Below are 17,979 nucleotides of genomic sequence, written 5' to 3'. Positions count from 1 at the left end.
AGGATGCTTACTTAGTGGATTCTTTCTTTTCCAGCAGTTCAATAATCCGATCAAGCTTTTGGCTCAGATCATAGGAAGTCTGAGACTGAATTTTAGCATTTAGTATTATTCTGCGGATAAAAAGTGTAAATGAAATCACTCCAGTAATAACGAGCCCGAACATAATCAATTGAAATAATAAATCCCCAATATTAAAAGCCATCATGAACCTCCAGAATATGCTAGATAGACATAACTACCTTATAGTTTATAGGAATATATGGTAGACTACAATCAATAAAATCACTGCCCCAGTGAAAGGATGGATTGTTATATGTCTGATTCCACCAAAGATACATATGATCGATTGGCAGATACCTATCAATATGATATTGATAAAGCAAGTCCTTACAATGCTTACTATGAGAGACCGGCTATGCTTGCAGAGCTGCAGGGGGATTTGAAGGGAAAGTCAATTCTGGATGCAGGTTGTGCAGCAGGCTGGTATACCGATTATTTTGCCCGGCAAGAAGCAATTGTCACAGGCATAGACTTAAGTCCTGAGATGGTTAAAGCTGCAAAAGTGAGAGTAGGAAACAGGGCGAGAGTGTTATGCCATGACCTGCAAATGCCTTTACCTTTTGAAGACGATTCATTTGATTTTATCGTTAGCTCTCTCACTCTTCACTATTTTGAAAATTGGGCGGATACCTTTAGGGAATTTCACCGTGTACTAAAACCTGACGGTACTTTTCTATTTTCCATCCATCATCCGTTCATGGATTTTTCACGAAACGATTGTGACGATTATTTTCATACAGAAACAATCACTGAAACTTGGAAAAAGCCTCATATTTCAATAGATGTCACATTTTACAGAAAACCTCTCGAACGAATTATGAACGACACGACCCGGCATTTTATTCTTGAACGTTTTGTTGAGCCGAAACCTGACGAAATGATGAAATCGATAAAAGAGAAATCGTATCACTACCTCATGACGAATCCACATTTTTTAATCATAAAAGCTAAGTCAAAAAAGCCCTGCAAATAGGGTTTTTTTTCATTAATTATTTCCATTTTCTAACGCGAGCAAATATCTTGAACAATGTTTTTGTATGCCTTACAATAATCTCGAATTAAGAATATATCTATTTGAGATATAGGTTTTCTAAATTTGATAGATATATTACTTAAACAACTAGAGAGAAAGGTAGGTCATTTAAATGACTAAGGTATTGTACATCACAGCTCATCCTCACGATGACACCCAATCTTTCAGCATGGCAGCTGGAAAAGCATTTATTGAAAAATACAAAGAAGTAAATCCAACACATGAGGTTGTGGCTGTAGACTTATATAAGGAACATATTCCTCAAATTGATGCGGATGTATTCAGCGGATGGGGAAAGCTGCAGACTGGTAAAGGTTTTGACGAACTATCAGAAAGCGAAAAAGCCAAGGTAGGCCGTTTAACGGAACTCGTAGACCAGTTCGTGGATGCGGATAAATACGTGTTTGTTACTCCATTCTGGAATTTCTCATTCCCTCCAGTGATGAAAGCCTATATTGATTCCGTTTCAGTGGCAGGAAAAACATTTAAATACACAGAGCACGGACCAATTGGTTTGCTTACTGCTAAGAAAGCTCTTCACATCCAGGCACGCGGAGGCATATATTCTGAAGGCCCTGCAGCTCAAATGGAAATGGGACACCGTTATTTGGACATCATGATGCAATTTTATGGAGTGCCTTCATTTGAAGGGTTATTCATCGAAGGACATGCAGCAATGCCGGATAAAGCACAAGAAATCAAAGAGGACGGAATTGTCCGTGCGAAGGATCTTGCACATACATTTTAAGCATATGAGCCAGCGATTCGCTGGCTCTTTTTTTTGAATCGATACATTTATTGTCATTTCATGGTAAAATAATTTCGAAAAGTCCGAATTCAATTCAACAATAAGTTAAAAAGGAGCCTGCACATGAATGAAAAAACGTGGCAAGAAGTTGATTACTATTTCACTACCAAGCTGCACAAACAAGATGAAGGGATGGACGCAGCAATAGAGGCAAATGAAAAAGCAAAACTGCCTGCAATCGATGTTGCACCCAACCAAGGGAAGCTCCTTCATCTGCTGGTAAAGATGAAAGGGGCAAAAAACATTCTGGAAATCGGTACTCTCGGAGGCTATAGCAGCATATGGATGGCAAAAGCCTTGCCTGACGACGGGACTCTGATTACTTTGGAATATAGTGAAAAACATGCTGAGGTTGCCCGTGAAAATATTAAACATTCAGGTCTTGATAAAAAAGTTAAGGTACTTGTTGGAGCTGCACTAGATACTTTGCCTTCCATAAAGGATCTAAGATTCGACTTTATCTTCATCGATGCAGATAAAAAGAATAACCCTCACTATCTCAAATGGGCCCTTGAACTTTCCAACCCAGGCGCGGTGATCATTACAGATAACGTGGTTCGAGGAGGCAAAGTGACGGATGCTGCCAGTGAAGACGAAAATATAAAAGGGATACGAGAATTTGTAGACATTCTCTCAGAAAGCGAACGGATCGATTCAACAGCCATTCAAACTGTCGGAACGAAAGGCTATGATGGATTTGTGTTTAGCATTGTAAAGGCATGAGCACTGGACTTGAATTAAGGGAATTCCGCTATTATCTAGATACAATGGTCAAACCAAAAGGAGGATCACTATGCCAAAAAGCCCGATTAAAAACAAGATAAACACCGTTTTCATTCCTGTAAGTAACATTGAGAAGTCTAGAGAATGGTATTCGGAAATGCTTGGAATTGAACGTGGAGAGTTTTTCTTCAATCATTTATTCGTTGCTGATATGGAGGGGGCCGGAATGATTTTGGACACGATGCCGAGGTGGCGGGACGAGAGTGAAAAGCAGCCTGTGCTAAACGTCCCTGTCATTCAATTCGGTACGGACGATATACATGCCTCATATCAATTTATGAAAGATAAAGGGGTAGAACTTGTCACTTCTATCGAACATAATCAGTTTTTTGTCTTCAAAGATCCCGATGGCAATAAACTAATGGTTTGCCAAGACTAATATAGTGAATATGTTTTAGGGGACCGACACTGACCCTTTTTTCCTTATAGCTTACAAAATCAGAATGTTTGTATACTCTAAATAAACATGTCATCATTAAACCATATCATTTTAATCGGATAAGGAGATGAGGAACATGAAAGTATCAGTAGTCGGTGCTAATGGACAAATCGGAAAACATTTGATCAAGCTTTTGAAAAATAGCAAGGACTTCACTCCAAAAGCGATTGTCAGAAAAGAAGAGCAGGAGCGAATCTTCCAAAATGAAGGCATTCAATCTTCACTGGTAGATTTAGAAGATTCTGTGAATCAAATCTCAGAAGGCTTAGTCGGAACGGATGCAGTTGTATTCACCGCAGGTTCAGGCGGGCATACAGGTCCTGACAAGACTTTGCTTATCGATTTAGACGGCGCTGTTAAAACAATGGAAGCCGCAAAGCAGGCTGGTATAGAACGATTCATCATTGTAAGTGCACTTCAAGCTCACAATAGGGAAAATTGGAACGAATCATTAAAGCCATATTATGCTGCAAAGCATTTTGCAGATAAGGAGCTGGAAAGAAGCGGTTTGACTTATACAATTCTCCGTCCAGGCGGTTTGTTGAATGAAACTGGAACCGGAAAAGTTTCTGCCGCCGAAAATTTATCAAGGGGATCCATTCCGCGTGAGGATGTTGCGAAAGCCATCTACGCTTCTTTAACAGAAGAGCATACGTTTAATCGAGGGTTCGATCTCATTTCAGGAAACGATTCGATTGAAGAAGCAATTAAAGGAATTTAATGAAACAAAAGGCGTGATGATTCGATCATTACGCCTTTTGTAGTGATGCAGGCTTAATTTAAGAATTCTACTTTGTAAAATATTTCCTTGACAAACCAAAGGTGTATTCTTGTAAAACAGGTATAATTATCAAATCGCTAATAAAATTGTGTTACCATGAGATATGAGAGACTCATTTAAAGGGAGAGAAAAGGGTGAAAGGTGAACAGAAATCATTTGAGTCTTAGAGATCCTTACATTAAAACTTGAAGTCATATTAATTTTAATAGAGTAATTGATTTTAACTGGGGGTTTTAACGTGCAAGCTCAAACAAATTTTAAAGTAGAGGAAATCAATTTTGGATGGAATATGGATAAGGGGCAATTCTCATATGAAGGTCAGGATGCTGTTTTATTCTGGATTTCGAGTGCGATGAAAATGTTCTTTGATACGATTGAAGAGGTGTCCGGAGAAGAGGCTGCTACATTAGTACTTGAAACTACGGGTTTCCGTCAGGGACTTATAGTGGGAGAGTATTTTGAGAAATTGAAGCATGTGGGGGCTGAGGAAGCTGCAAAGTTGATAGGGCATACATACGCTTCTGCAGGATGGGGACGAATAAGCACTGATCAATTGAATGTTGATACAAAAAAAGCAACCATTCTTTTAAAAGACAGCTGGGAACATAAAATTAACGTCGCTCAGGAAAAAAGTAATGGAGGAAAGTTTCTTCCGGCTCACTTCGCCGGCATATTTACCGGACTTTTCAAAACGAACATTTGGTACAATGTTATTCAGTACCAGCTGAATGGTCATGAGTACTCTAAGGTTGAATACTTCCCTTCAGATATTACCGTCAATAACAACATCCATGAACTTACACGCAAAAGAGAAAATGAGCATATTAGACAACTGGAAGCTTTGGTGGAAGATAAAACGAGAGACCTCCAAGAACTGGTAAAAGACTTATCCTCTCCTATGATTCCAGTTCTTGAAGGTGTAGTCGTTGTGCCGCTTCTCGGTAAATATGACGGGGAGCGTGCCGAGGACCTTGTCGCCAAAACCTTAAACAATCTTCCAGCCCATAATGCTAATTACTTAATCCTGGATTTAACGGCTCTTGATGATGACATTGATGACCATACTACCAGCCTGATTGACAAGATTGGTGCAGCTGCGTCATTAATAGGGACAAACACAATTTTGGTTGGGATCTCAGCTAAACTTGGTGCTCACATCGCACGTACAGAAATTGACTTTTCAAGATTCGAATGTTTTAAAACGTTACAACATGGCATTCATTTTGCTCTTGCACAGGCAGGTCGTAAAATCATATAGACTTCCTTCAGAAATGTTAAAAGAGGACAAATCACAAATTCTGTGACTTGTCCCTTTTTGATTAACCTCCCAATTTATTTAGCGTTTTTACCTTTTAATAAACATCTGTGTCCAATAATGACCGTACGATCCACCTTTAACATATCCTACCCCGATTTCCGTATAAGTTGAAGAAAGGATGTTTTTTCTGTGTCCTTCGCTGTTCATCCATGCATCGACCACTTCGGCTGGCGTTCTTTGTCCGGCGGCAATGTTTTCGCCTGCAGCTTGATATGAAATGCCGAAGTCTTTCATCATTTGAAATGGAGACCCGTAAGTAGGAGAAGTATGACTGAAATAGTTCTTGTCGATCATGTCCTGCGACTTATAACGGGCCACTCTTGATAATTCCCAGTTTTCTTTAAGTGGTGCCAAGCCAGCTTTTGCACGTTCTGCATTCACTAATTTAACTACTTCGTATGTATAATTCTGAGCTGTTTGATCTCCGCCTGCTGGAATGGAGATGCTTTGTCCAGGATAAATGAGATTCGGGTTACTCAATTGAGGGTTCGCATCAATCAGTTCAGAAACTCCCACCTGGTGCTTTACAGCAATCTTCCATATTGTGTCTCCATATTTCACAGTGTATGTACCTGCAGCAGAGACTTCCGAATTTTTCCCAAAACCAGTGACTAAAGTGACAGACAACAATAGGATAAAAAATAATTTTATAGTTTTCATAATTCTATTGAAATATAATTTTGAAAACGTTTAAACAGGTAGTTGTTACCATGACTTGAGAACCGTATATTTATCAACATCTAGTAATATTTACTAGAATCTGATTTGAAGAATAAAGGAATAATCATCCAAATTCCAGAGATTATTGATATACTAGAAACAGAGATGAGTCAAGGGGGAAGACAAAATGAATGATGAATTATTTGTAAGTTACCTGCGAGATATTGAAGAACACTTTTCAGGATGGGATTTTTCCTATATTACAGACTCTGGCCGTATGAATAATGGGTTGCTGAGCTGGTCATATGGAAGTATCGTCATTCCATACATACGTAAGTCAAAGGCGATGTTAGATATGGGAACTGGGGGAGGAGAGCTGTTGTCAAAGTTTCAGCCGCTTCCTCCGGTGACATGTGCAACCGAAGGCTATGCCCCTAACTTTCCTATAGCTAAAAAACGCCTCGAGTCTTTTGGTGTGACAGTAAAAGAAGTCAAAAAAGATAATCTTCTCCCATTTGATGATGAAACTTTTGACCTTGTTATCAACAAGCATGAGGAATATTTACCAAGTGAAGTGAAGAGAATGATCTCTTCACAGGGTACATTCATCACTCAGCAGGTAGGAGGGAATGACTGTGTTGAAATCAATCACGCCTTGGGTGCACCTGTAAACGATGAGTTTCTTCACTGGAATCTGGAATACGCCAGTAACGAATTAATTCTGGAAGGGTTCGACATCATTGAATGTAAGGAAGAAGAGCCTTATCAACGTTTTTATGATATCGGTGCGCTTGTTTACTATTTGAAAGCGATTCCTTGGCAAGTACCTGATTTTTCAATCGAACGATATAAAGACTCTCTTTACACAATTCATGAAACGATTCAGTCAAAAGGTTTTTTTGAAGTGAAAACGAACAGATTTTTCTTAAAGGCCAAATTACATAAAAATAAATCGGATGCATGATGGAGTTATAAACGGGAGGTGGAAACTACTTATGGACAGAAAGGGAGAGAAGAGGGCAGGGATATTCCTGTTCTCTCCACCTAAATCAATTCGGTTCATAAACCGAAATAGCTTCGACCTCTTCAAGCCATTTCCTTGCTCCTTTACCGTCAGGCTCAGAAATCCAGATATCACGATATTGAGCGGTAATAGAGCTGCCCCTATACCACATAAGCTTTCGATAAGAAGATAAATATTTGGGGTTGTAGTCTCCAAACCCAGCTGGTGGATCGGTAATGGCCATTCCCTTATCAGATTTCAGTCTTATCAGATAAAGAACAGGAAGAGGATGTTCTTTAAAATCATTTGACCATTCCTTTTCTTTAACCCTCGAAGAAACAATGGTTTCATCATTTAACCAGGTAAAATCAAGCTCTGCATATGAATCAGGGGTCAATGATGCTGCAGCAGGAAATTCTTTCGCTTTGAGTTCTTTATTGGTGAATCCATATACTATTCGCCCGCTTCCTGCGATGTAGGCAAGAATGTCCTTGTTCGGCGCCCACTTTGGTTTCCCGACACCAAAGATTATTTCGTCAAGGGCCACGAATGTTTCACCATTGGAAGAGATGACACTAAGCATATTGCTGTCCATCGCAAGGGAAGCAGTTGGTGATACTGAAAAGGATATCCATTTCTGACTAGGTGAGTAACGGAAATGTGATGAACCAACAGCCATTACTTTGTTTTCTCCTTTCCCAACTTCTTTAGGAATGGTAAACAGTGATTTGACATTTTTGGTTTCGGAAAGGTTGTCCAATGGATAAGATAATTTCTTGATGTAAATAATCGGGTTTGTCCAGCCATCAGGAAGGAAGTAAGCTTGTGCAGATAATATAAATCCACTGCCGTCCGGCTGCCAGGAGTATCCATCTACACCTCCAGCGATATTATAAAAGTGATGAAGGTCAGAAATGTTCAAAATACCACGATGTAAAAAGGATACTTCATTTTTATTTGGAGCCCATGAAGGTGCATAACCATCATAGAATATTTTCTTCCTTGCACCAGAAGAAAGATTGTACACCCATAGCTCATTTTGTCTGCCCTGTTCAAATTCTGAAGGGGCTTCTTCTTGATAAAGGACCCACTTTCCATCATGGGACCATTGGGGAGATTCGGTCACTTTTCCGGAAGTCGTGATCTGCTGTTCTTTCCCATCAACCAAAATCCAAACATTATGTCCTCTGAGAAAGGCCACCTTCATTTGTGAATCAGCTTTAACTGTAATATAGGGGAAGGATAAGAAAGCCATTATTATTATTAGAATAAATCGAGTCAACTTTATCACCGCCTTACCTACCATTAGCTTGCTCAATTACCATGAATTTAAGAGTTGAGTTTTTGTGAATGAAACGACTCAACTCCTAATTCATATGTCTGCGGTGGTGACTGGCTTAGTACGAGACTAAAATAGGAGCAGGAGTTTGTACTAACATGATATTAGTAAGGAGGATTTATATGCTGATCGAGAATTATGATCTGTTACTGTTTGATCTTGATGATACATTATTCAATCATTCACATTATATCGAGGAGTTCCTCAACATTTAATAACCCGCAGCAATCTCGTTGCTGCGGGTGGATTTATTTACTGATTTTTAATTTTTTCATGAAACTCATTCAATTTAATTTTCGTATCCTCAGCCAATGTCTTTAGATTATCGGCATCAGGTGTATCTTTCTTTGCTTCTTCAATCAATGGATAGAGGCTTTTCTCAATGTTCTCATAATCTTCGGGGTATTTTTCTTCTATTTGTTTTTCGATTTTGTCCCATTTTTCTTCTATCATCTTTCCTTGATCATTTAATTTCTGGGCATCATCAGGACCATTAGACAGTGTCATAGCTAATTTTTCCACAGAGCTGGTTGTATCCTCAACACCTTTAGGGAGATCTTGTGTTTCTTCATCATTTGAAGGATCTTCCTCCGTTTTACCATCACCAGTAGTCGGCTGTGATTCTTCAGAAGGGGTAACTTCTTTCACTTCCTCGGCATTATCGCTTCCACCGCATCCTCCCAGTAACAAGCCTCCAATTAATACGAAGCTGAAAAGTTTAATATTTTTCACAATGGGACCTCCTTTGTTGTTTACCTCCATTGTTCCCAATAGGAGAAAAACCAAACGGGGAATATTGGCTCAAAATGCATAATTGAGAAAATATAACTATCTCATTAATTAGTAAGCTAATATAGTTATATCTGGAATAATCTGAGAGGGGTAAGTATATATGAAAAGTAAAAGAATCGAACCACTGAAAGCAGCAAAAATGTTCACAGACGAAAACTTTTCGAGGAGTTCAATCGTCATATTAGGGGGAAGTGTTGTTAGAGGAGAAGCCACGGACACTTCCGATCTGGATATTGTAGTAATTGATGAAAAAGTAAAAACGGCATACCGAGAATCACGAATTACTTATAACTGGCCGATTGAGGTATTCGTCCATAACCAGGAATCTCTGATTGAATACATCAAAAGCGATTGTGAGAGAGCCAGGCCATCCCTGCCAAGAATGGTCGCTGAAGGGATCATCGTCCAGGATAATGGTTTAAGCAGCAAATTTAAGGAAACTGCTGAGGCATTTTTGAAAGAGGGACCTCCTAAATGGAATTCATCGACTTTACGCATGAAAAGATATTTCCTAACTGATCTGCTTGATGATTTTGTCGGAAGTACCCAGCACGGAGAAACCATTTTTATTGCAGGCAGCCTAGCTGAAGCCCTTCATGAATTTGTATTAAGGACCAACCGAAAATGGATCGGTTCTGGTAAATGGATTGTTCGTGCCTTGCGAGAATACGATATTGCTTTTGCAGAAAAATTCGTTAACTGCTTTGAGTACTTTTATAAAACAGGAGATAAACATCGGGTCATATCACTGGTGGACTCAGTGTTACAGCCTCATGGAGGCAGGCTGTTCGCTGGATTTTCATTAGGGAAACAGTACAGCACAAGTAAGGAATAATTACCGAATGTGAGGTGTATACCTTGACCACTTTATTTGTCCTTGTGGGATGCATACTCAGTGTGCTTGCCGTAGGTTATTTAGAATAGTCAGCGCTCGACGCATTATCTGAACTTCTTGATAATAAACGTTCTTGGCTGATTACATATATTAAGAAGCCTCTCATTCTTATGGTGAGTGGTTTCTTGTGTTGTAGTCCATTTTTTGTAATATTAACGAAATAATTGTAACATTACTCCAGAAATTCACAGTAAGCACTCATTCTGAATGTTGTCACAATCCATCGTAAGAGATTTTAGGCTTTTTATGCAGGAGAGTATGTTACCTTGTATTCTGCTCCTCATACTAAAAGAAGGACGTCTTCTCGCTTGTGTTTTTCAGTGGATTAGACAACAATTCAACTCCTTAATTAACATTTTTGTAAAATCGTGGTAACCCAATTCTAAAGCAATACAGGTAAAATTAAGTTATACCAGGAAGGGGGAACTGTATGAAAGAAACGATTTATAATGAAGAGGAATTATTTGAAATGCTCGACTCTTTTTTAAGGGAACCTGACGATTTCTGGACAGATTTTTATCGTGATCGAGACAAGAAAATTCCGTTTTTCAAAAATGTACCTGATGAAAATTTAGTTTCTTATCTAAGCAAAGGAACGTTAACGGCGGGGAAAGTCTTGGAATTAGGCTGCGGCCCTGGAAGAAATGCCATTTACCTCGCCAATAATGGATGGGAAGTTGATGCGGTGGATATTTCGGAAACATCCCTTCAATGGGCTGAAGAACGTGCAGTAGAAAGCAGTGCTTCGATTCATTTTTTACATAAAAATATATTTGACTTGGACATCGAAGAAGGCGGGTATGACTTTGTCTACGATTCAGGTTGTTTCCATCATATCGCTCCCCACCGTAGATTGAGCTATATTCAATTAATTAACAAGGCTCTGAAGCCGGGAGGTCACTTTGCACTAACTGCTTTTATAAGGGGCGGTAAACTGGGCGGTGCTGTCATTTCTGACTGGGAAGTGTACAGAACAGGTTCACTTCAAGGTGGACTCGGGTATAACAAATTTCAATTAGAACGTATTTTCTCTGATTTTGAACCTGTTGAGATCAGGAAGATGAGAGACCAGCACGAATCAGACAGGATGTTTGGAATATCCGAATTGATTGCAGCATTATTCAGGAAAAAATAGATACAAAAAAACGTTCAGGATGACTGAACGTTTTTTCTATAAATCTTGTATCTTAAACTGCTAAGCTATTATACGAAAATCATCATGGTCAACCCTGTTAATGCCATCATCAAATACGAGACGGGTGACGAGCTTATAAGAGATTGATTCACTGCTTGGCGGATAAGAATCCGCTAATCTGCATGAAAAACTGATTTTTTTAAGTTCATTTGCCTTCATGGTCGAGGAACTTAAAATGGTATTGTGATGAAGGACAGAGGATCGGTCACTGTTATGGTCATACTGCAGCAGCTCCGTTTCAATACGTTTCAACTTCTGCTCGATCCTTCCTCCAATGATTTCGTATTCACCTTGGATGACTTCGCCAGGGCGATAATCTTTTTTGTTTAAAACCAAATCAATTTTAGTAGATCCTATACCGAATCTGCACATCAGTTTATTAAACATAAAAGCAATTCAACCTCTCAATCATCTAGTTACCAATTCTGCATGGAGAGTTTTGGCTTCAATTTTTATAAGATTCGATTCAAATTCAAACCTTATTGTAAGAGAAAGAACCCGTACTGTCCAGCCCCCATTGTCGACAAATTTTGCGGACCTCGATTAATCGTATTAAACTTCTATTTTTCTTAGTCAGTGTACACTGCTTAATCTCAAATTCATACAATCCTCATACTATTTACTTATCCTTACATCTATTTTAATTACAACCAATAATGGTAAAACAAGGTAGAAATGAACAGAGATTTTCGGTACAATGATGGCAGGGATTTATACCATTACAGACTAGGGGAGTTTTATCATTGAAGGGTAAAAAACAGAATAAAAAAAAGAAAAATACACTGCCATTCAGAATGAACATCTTGTTTTTTGCTGTATTCGTTTTATTCACTCTGCTGATATTGAGACTCGGAATCGTACAAATTGTACACGGGAATGATTATCTGAAAGAAGTTCAGCGCACTGAAAATGTCAAAGCAAATAACGGCAGTCCTCCGAGGGGGAAGATTTATGATCGTTACCGGAATGTCATAGTTGACAATGTCCCGATGAATGCAATTACCTATACGAGGACACAATCGACAAAGCCGGATGAGATGCTTAAGGTTGCCAGAAAACTGGCTCTGCTGATTGAGATGGATACAAAAAAAATCACGGACCGTGACAGGCAGGATTTCTGGCTGCTCACTCATCCGGATGAAGCAGAAAAACTGGTTTCAAGGGAAGAGATTAAGAGACTGGAAGATAATGAAGACTTATCCAAGGATGATATTAATAAAAAGGTCTATCAAATGCAGCTGGACCGAATTACTGAAGAAAACATCCATTCTTTTAACAACGATGAACTCGAAGTACTTGCGGTTTTCAGGGAGTTTAATACAGGCTATGCATTATCCCCCCAAATTGTCAAAAATGAGGGGGTTTCCACTGAAGAGATGGCAAGGGTAAATGAAAATTTGGCCAAAATGCCCGGAGTGAATGTCACGACCGACTGGAAGCGAAGATATGTCGGGGATGATACACTTCGTTCGATCCTTGGGAAAGTTTCTTCTTCCAAAGAAGGTCTTCCAAGTGAATTAGTAAACTCTTATACAGCCAAAGGATATGCCCTGAACGACAGGGTGGGAACGAGCTATGTAGAAGCGCAATATGAAGATGTATTAAAAGGACAGAAGGAAGAAATTGAATACATCACGAAAAAGGGAAGTGTCCTTGAAGAGCAGCTCCTAAAAGAGGGGCACAGCGGAAAAGATGTCGTGCTCACAATTGATATGAAATTGCAGAAGGAAGTCGAGAAGATCGTTGAGGAAGAGTTAGGGAAGCAGGCAGCGAAATATTGGGAATCGCCTTTTCTGGAACGCGCATTTGTCGTGATGATGGATCCCCTTACAGGTGAACTCATGTCGATGGTCGGAAAGAAGTATGGCGAGAATGCAGACGGTCAAACAGAGATGCAGGATTATGCGTTGGGGACTTTCACATCAGCTTATGAAGCAGGTTCGGCGGTGAAAGGTGCAACGGTATTGACTGGTTATATGACGGACAAATTAAGCATAGGAGAAACTCTATATGATGCACCCATGAACCTCGGTGGGACAAAGAAGAGCTCCTGGTTCAATGCCACCCAAGGCAGTAAGTATTTAAATGACATTCAGGCTTTGGAAATTTCATCGAATGTGTATATGTTTAAAACGGCATTGAGAATTGGAAATGCACCAACCACACACAACCAACCATTTGTTGACATTGATGTAAAAGCGTTTGATATCATGCGAAACCATTTTAGTCAATTTGGTCTAGGGGTGAATACTGGTATTGATTTACCTGGTGAAACATATGGTCTTAAGGGTTCTGAAAAAAAACCTGGTTTGCTCTTGGATTTTGCTATTGGCCAATATGATTTATATACTCCAATGCAGTTAGCTCAATATGTATCAGCTATCGCCAATGGCGGCTATCGGATAGAACCTCACATCATGAAGGAAATACGCGAGCCGAATCATGAAAAAAACAAAATTGGACCAATTGTGTGGGAGAATAAACCAAAGGTCATAAATAGAATAAATGCGTCAGAGAGAGAACTGCAACAAGTACAAAGCGGGTTCTACCAAGTTGCACACGGATCAAGGGGTACTGCAAGGGTACAGTTCACCAATGCTCCATATAATGCAGCAGCTAAATCAGGAACTGCTGAAACATATATCAATAAAACAAAGACATATAACACTACTTTAATAGGTTACGCTCCTTATGATAATCCTGAAATAGCCTATTCAGTCGTTGTTCCATGGTCACATTTAGACAAAGATCCCGGTGTCAATAAAACAATCGCGAAACGGATCATGGACAAATATTTCGAATTAAAAAAAGAAGCAGAAAAACAAGGGTTGTTAGATACGTCCATTGAAGGTGAAGTTCGTACGATGGATGAAGCTGATGATCAAGAGGCAGAAGAAACAGAATAATCTCAAAAAGCGCAGCCATCAGGCAGCGCTTTTTTGATTAGCTGTTATTTTTACAAAGCAATATCGCTCTTCATTTTCACAACATGTGTTTGTGGCAGGCTTACACTCATTACCGCTGCTGCAATCAGGACAATGAAGGAGATAACAAACGAGATCATATAACCGCCTGTAAAGTCAAACAGAAGGCCCGGGAGGAAAGATCCCAGTGCAGCCCCCATTTGATGACTCAAGAAGAGCCAGCCGATTACCACTCCGACCGACAAATTCTGAAAGTATTCTGTTGCCAATTTAACTGTAGGTGCAACAGTTGCAAAATCAACAATCCCAAAGGAAATTGCAAACAAAATGAGTAGATGAGACCGTTCTGTGAAAAATCCTAATAATGTGATGTCTTGCATTATTAGAATCAATAAGACAATCGTGATAGCTCTCACTCCATAAAGAAATGCAAGCATCTTTTCACAACTCCAACGATCCGCCAAAAATCCTGAACAGATGGTTCCCATGATGTTAAATCCAGCTAATAAGCTGACAGCAGCACCTGTAACGGTCGGGGTGAAGCCGCAATATTGAGCAAAAGGGATTAAATGAGTGTCGATTAATCCACTGGTTGTAACCCCGCATACGAAAAATGGCAGAAGAAGAAACAAAAACGCCTTACTGCGCAGCAATTGATTAATCGAAAGGGAGGATGCCGATGCAGGATTAGAAACAGACGCAGCTGCATCAAGTTCTTTCTTATTGCTTCCCAGTGCTGCCATTCCTTTTTCTCGTGGTGAAGAACGAATGAACAGATACACAAGAGGGAAGATGACAATCGTTAGAAAGCCTCCTATATATAGGACGGTCTGCTTCCAGCCAAATCCTTCGATTAAAAATAGTGATAAGGGAACAAGCAGCAATTGTCCTGCCGCAGTCCCTGCCGACATCAGTCCAAGCGCAAATCCTCTCTTATGGCTGAACCAATTGGCAACAGCAATAGAACCGGCAACATTTGATGCCCCGCCGAATCCGACTGAGGCTATGATGCCGTAAATGAGAACCAGCTGCCAAAGGCTGCTTGCAAAAAAACTCAAGATTGTCGTTACACCAATTAACAAGATGCTGAAAGACAGAACTTTCCGGACTCCGAATTGATCAATCATTTTTCCGACATAAGGCTGGGATAGACCAAACACTGCATAACTGATAAAAGCGATGAATGAGATCATCCCGCGGTTTGTTTCAAACTCATTTTCCCACGGATTCATGAACGCCCCGAATGAAAGCCGGACACCCTGAGCTGAAAGTAGGGCAATAAATGCCAGGGACAATACAATCCATGCATAATGAATAGGCCGTCTCATACGAACACCTGCTTTATCTAAAATATGTATTTTTATTACTATATCAGATTTAGAAGGTACTGAAACAAAATATTTTCGAATTAAAGGATGCTTCTAACCAATCGGGAATGCTTAAACATCTGAAATTAATCGAATATTGAAACTTTTATAATCGCTAATCGTATATTCTAAAGAGAGAATACAATCTAGAAATATAAATTGAATGAAGGAGGGGATGACATGCTATGGTTCATCATTGCAATAGCTTTATTTTTCGGGGTAATAAGCTCGATGTTGAAACGAAGAAGCTCAACCTTCCAAGACCCGACTGCAAATGAGCGTCAAACACAAGAAGAAGAAAGAATCAAAGCGAGCAGCTGGTTTGGCGGTGGTCAATAATATCAGGATGCATGAGTAATTTTCATGCATCTTTTTTAATGACGGATTGTTCTGTAAACCTGAAAATATTCAGTACTTCCCCCGAATCTTTCTTATTCGTATAGCACTGCGTCCGTACAGGAAATAATGTTATGTTTTTAAAAATATGGGTACAGTTATACAAAAGGATGTAATCGTTTTCAATGAATTAGCAGTTATAATGATGATGCTCCTGTGACTTTAACGAATGGATTCATATGTTATTTGTTTACTATTCACATGAAAAAAGGAGTGGTTACATGAAGACGCATATATTCTTGATAATCTGTACGAGTGTACTTCTGACAGCATGCGGGGATGAAATTCCTGATAAACATGAGGAGTTTTTAGAAGAGAACGGATGGAGTATAAAGGCACAAGATGCAAAGGATACTTTATTGGTTGAGGATATAGAACCAATGAACGCCATGAATATGAGAAAGGCCGGCTTTGATATCAGTCTTTATGAAGGGAAGGAAATTACGGTCACTCACTATGATTTAAATGAGAAATTCAATAGGGATGATGAATTACAGGCAGTAATTTATGAACTAAATGGTGAAATAATTGGTGGTGTTGGTGTGGTGGACGATGAGACTCCGGGTGTCGTTTCACTTGATCAAATGAAGGAGCAGTAAAGTGAAGGAGGAGTCGCACTCTTCACTTTACTGCTCCTATTCAAATGGGACCGGCTTGTCAATTGAAGATTAAAATTTGGCTGATTGCAGCATAAAGCCCAGATTTTTCCTGTCTATCAATTTGTATTTAATTGTACACTATAGGATACTATACGCTTTTCTAAAAAAAGTGTATACTTACTGAGAGGATTTTTTCTCAGCCAAATGCCTTAATGGTTTTGGCATTTTTCAATTATTGCGGTTTTTTCTGTTTGAATCTTCAAACAGTCTATATAGATAAACATCTTTAGGAGAGTGACGTTTTTTTGGACGATATACCACTGTATTCATTGGTTTCATTGGGAGTATTAATTCTGCTTTCTGCCTTTTTCTCATCAGCAGAGACTGCTTATTCAAGTGTGAATAAGATCAGGTTGAAAAACTTTGAAGGTGATGGGGTAAAAGGAAGTAAAAAAGCTGTCTACATTGCAGATAACTTTGATAATGCTTTGTCTACCATACTCATCGGCAATAACATCGTAAACATTGCGGCAGCCAGTATCTCAGCCAGCCTAGCAGCAAAGCTTGTTGGAGGTAATGCAGGATTGGTCATCAGTACATTTGTAATGACCATCGTCATCCTCATATTCGGAGAGATCCTGCCAAAATCATTGGCTAAAGAAAATGCAGAAGGATGGGCATTAACGATATCCGGAGTTCTTTTTCTTTTGATCAAGCTCCTTACACCGATTAACTATCTATTCCTTAAGCTAAAGGAACTGGTTTCTAAGCTGTTCTCCAAGAATGAAGCGATGCCTTCTGTAACAGAGGAAGAATTAAAGGCAATGCTCGATATTAGCGAAGAAGAGGGTGTAATCGATAAAGAGGAAAGGGAATTAATTTATCGCTCAATGGATTTCGATGAAATTATCGCATCAGAGGTATTAACCCCTCGAATAGATGTGAAAGCGGTAGAAGTGAATCAATCAATAGATGAAATCAAAGAAATGTTTTTTGAAGAAAGATTCTCCCGTATCCCCGTTTACGAGGATCATATCGATAATATTATCGGGATCCTTTCAGAGAAAGAGTTCTTCACACATTTATTAAAGTTCGGTGAAGTTAATATCAGGGGATTGATTCGGGAGCCGATGTTTGTTTTTGAATCCTCAAAGATTTCTTCATTGCTTACAAAATTGCAAAAAGACAAAGTTCATATGGCGATTGTGGTCGATGAATTTGGCGGGACTACAGGACTTATTACATTAGAGGATATCCTGGAAGAAATAGTAGGGGAAATTTGGGATGAACAGGATGAGAAGATTCACTCAATGACAAAAGTCAATGAAAAGCTGTATAAATTCGATTCACAATTCCAGCTCGATGACTTTACAGAACTATTGAATGTCCCTGAGCCCGAAAGCTCCTATCATACCCTTGGTGGATGGGTAGTGGAAAGCTTTGAGGATATTCCTACTGAAGGTGAAAGCTTCGAATACGAACATTTAAAAATCACCGTGGACGAAGTCGACAACCGGAGAGTAAGAACGATCAAAGTTGACATTTTGGATCAGGCTTCAGAAGACGTATTGCAATCATAATATTGCT

At 39.3% G+C, this 17,979-nt stretch carries 19 protein-coding genes; 13 read left to right on the top strand and 6 right to left on the bottom strand.

Annotated features, from left to right (window positions below):
- Positions 1-7: 7 nt before the first annotated feature.
- Positions 8-202 carry a DUF4083 domain-containing protein gene (locus ACXAFV_RS16315; RefSeq protein WP_475128035.1) on the bottom strand — a complete coding sequence of 65 codons (195 nt, stop codon included), beginning with the start codon at positions 200-202 and terminating at the stop codon, positions 8-10.
- Between the two features lie 111 nt (positions 203-313).
- On the opposite strand from ACXAFV_RS16315, the gene ACXAFV_RS16310 reads away from it, so the two are divergent.
- From ACXAFV_RS16310 to ACXAFV_RS16285, 6 genes are all read left to right on the top strand, one after another.
- Positions 314-1,033: a class I SAM-dependent methyltransferase gene (locus ACXAFV_RS16310; RefSeq protein ID WP_475128034.1), complete on the top strand. Its 720-nt coding sequence runs from the start codon at positions 314-316 to the stop codon at positions 1,031-1,033.
- Between the two features lie 172 nt (positions 1,034-1,205).
- Entirely contained in the window at positions 1,206-1,841 is a 636-nt protein-coding gene (locus ACXAFV_RS16305) for an FMN-dependent NADH-azoreductase (protein WP_475128033.1), read from the top strand.
- Between the two features lie 123 nt (positions 1,842-1,964).
- Positions 1,965-2,624 (top strand): O-methyltransferase, encoded by a 660-nt coding sequence (locus tag ACXAFV_RS16300; RefSeq protein WP_475128032.1) that lies wholly within the window; start codon positions 1,965-1,967, stop codon positions 2,622-2,624.
- A 70-nt stretch (positions 2,625-2,694) separates the two neighbouring features.
- Positions 2,695-3,063, top strand: a complete 369-nt coding sequence (locus tag ACXAFV_RS16295; RefSeq protein ID WP_475128030.1) for a VOC family protein — start codon at positions 2,695-2,697, stop codon at positions 3,061-3,063.
- A 136-nt stretch (positions 3,064-3,199) separates the two neighbouring features.
- The gene (locus ACXAFV_RS16290) at positions 3,200-3,844 is read left to right on the top strand and encodes an SDR family oxidoreductase (RefSeq protein WP_475128029.1); all 645 of its coding nucleotides are present in this window, start codon (positions 3,200-3,202) and stop codon (positions 3,842-3,844) included.
- 298 nt (positions 3,845-4,142) lie between these two features.
- On the top strand, positions 4,143-5,162 hold the full coding sequence (locus tag ACXAFV_RS16285) for an STAS domain-containing protein (protein ID WP_475128028.1): 1,020 nt from the start codon (positions 4,143-4,145) through the stop codon (positions 5,160-5,162).
- 87 nt (positions 5,163-5,249) lie between these two features.
- Here ACXAFV_RS16285 and safA read toward each other — a convergent pair whose 3' ends face one another.
- Positions 5,250-5,882 (bottom strand): SafA/ExsA family spore coat assembly protein, encoded by a 633-nt coding sequence (gene safA, locus ACXAFV_RS16280; RefSeq protein WP_475128026.1) that lies wholly within the window; start codon positions 5,880-5,882, stop codon positions 5,250-5,252.
- A gap of 187 nt (positions 5,883-6,069) precedes the next feature.
- On the opposite strand from safA, the gene ACXAFV_RS16275 reads away from it, so the two are divergent.
- Entirely contained in the window at positions 6,070-6,846 is a 777-nt protein-coding gene (locus ACXAFV_RS16275; RefSeq protein WP_475128025.1) for a class I SAM-dependent methyltransferase, read from the top strand.
- Between the two features lie 85 nt (positions 6,847-6,931).
- Here the strand turns inward: ACXAFV_RS16275 and ACXAFV_RS16270 are convergent, their stop codons facing one another.
- Together ACXAFV_RS16270 and ACXAFV_RS16265 are read right to left on the bottom strand one after the other, a co-directional pair.
- Entirely contained in the window at positions 6,932-8,092 is a 1,161-nt protein-coding gene (locus ACXAFV_RS16270) for a TolB family protein (RefSeq protein ID WP_475128023.1), read from the bottom strand.
- A 384-nt stretch (positions 8,093-8,476) separates the two neighbouring features.
- Complete coding sequence (locus tag ACXAFV_RS16265) at positions 8,477-8,956, bottom strand: hypothetical protein (protein WP_475128022.1); 480 nt, start codon at positions 8,954-8,956, stop codon at positions 8,477-8,479.
- A 160-nt stretch (positions 8,957-9,116) separates the two neighbouring features.
- Between ACXAFV_RS16265 and ACXAFV_RS16260 the strand changes: the two genes are divergently transcribed.
- Both ACXAFV_RS16260 and ACXAFV_RS16255 read left to right on the top strand, forming a co-directional pair.
- Positions 9,117-9,851, top strand: a complete 735-nt coding sequence (locus ACXAFV_RS16260; protein WP_475128021.1) for a nucleotidyltransferase domain-containing protein — start codon at positions 9,117-9,119, stop codon at positions 9,849-9,851.
- A gap of 490 nt (positions 9,852-10,341) precedes the next feature.
- Positions 10,342-11,046: a class I SAM-dependent methyltransferase gene (locus ACXAFV_RS16255; RefSeq protein WP_475128019.1), complete on the top strand. Its 705-nt coding sequence runs from the start codon at positions 10,342-10,344 to the stop codon at positions 11,044-11,046.
- A 60-nt stretch (positions 11,047-11,106) separates the two neighbouring features.
- Here ACXAFV_RS16255 and ACXAFV_RS16250 read toward each other — a convergent pair whose 3' ends face one another.
- A complete protein-coding gene (locus tag ACXAFV_RS16250; RefSeq protein WP_475128017.1) occupies positions 11,107-11,493 on the bottom strand; it encodes a sporulation protein in 387 nt (128 codons plus the stop codon).
- A 407-nt stretch (positions 11,494-11,900) separates the two neighbouring features.
- On the opposite strand from ACXAFV_RS16250, the gene ACXAFV_RS16245 reads away from it, so the two are divergent.
- Complete coding sequence (locus tag ACXAFV_RS16245; RefSeq protein ID WP_475128507.1) at positions 11,901-14,012, top strand: peptidoglycan D,D-transpeptidase FtsI family protein; 2,112 nt, start codon at positions 11,901-11,903, stop codon at positions 14,010-14,012.
- 50 nt (positions 14,013-14,062) lie between these two features.
- Here ACXAFV_RS16245 and ACXAFV_RS16240 read toward each other — a convergent pair whose 3' ends face one another.
- Positions 14,063-15,358 (bottom strand): MFS transporter, encoded by a 1,296-nt coding sequence (locus tag ACXAFV_RS16240; RefSeq protein WP_475128016.1) that lies wholly within the window; start codon positions 15,356-15,358, stop codon positions 14,063-14,065.
- Between the two features lie 219 nt (positions 15,359-15,577).
- Between ACXAFV_RS16240 and ACXAFV_RS16235 the strand changes: the two genes are divergently transcribed.
- The 3 genes from ACXAFV_RS16235 to ACXAFV_RS16225 all read left to right on the top strand — a co-directional run bounded on the left by ACXAFV_RS16235 (position 15,578) and on the right by ACXAFV_RS16225 (position 17,972).
- Positions 15,578-15,736, top strand: coding sequence for a hypothetical protein (locus ACXAFV_RS16235; RefSeq protein WP_475128014.1), 159 nt, complete (start codon positions 15,578-15,580; stop codon positions 15,734-15,736).
- A 278-nt stretch (positions 15,737-16,014) separates the two neighbouring features.
- Entirely contained in the window at positions 16,015-16,392 is a 378-nt protein-coding gene (locus ACXAFV_RS16230; RefSeq protein ID WP_475128012.1) for a DUF4830 domain-containing protein, read from the top strand.
- 305 nt (positions 16,393-16,697) lie between these two features.
- Positions 16,698-17,972: a hemolysin family protein gene (locus tag ACXAFV_RS16225; protein ID WP_475128010.1), complete on the top strand. Its 1,275-nt coding sequence runs from the start codon at positions 16,698-16,700 to the stop codon at positions 17,970-17,972.
- Positions 17,973-17,979 lie beyond the last annotated feature (7 nt).

It is taken from the genome of Rossellomorea sp. ABR4_012 (assembly GCF_056159545.1).
The sequence above is the reverse complement of the archived record's forward strand: the minus strand, read 5'-3'. Positions and strand labels throughout refer to the sequence as shown.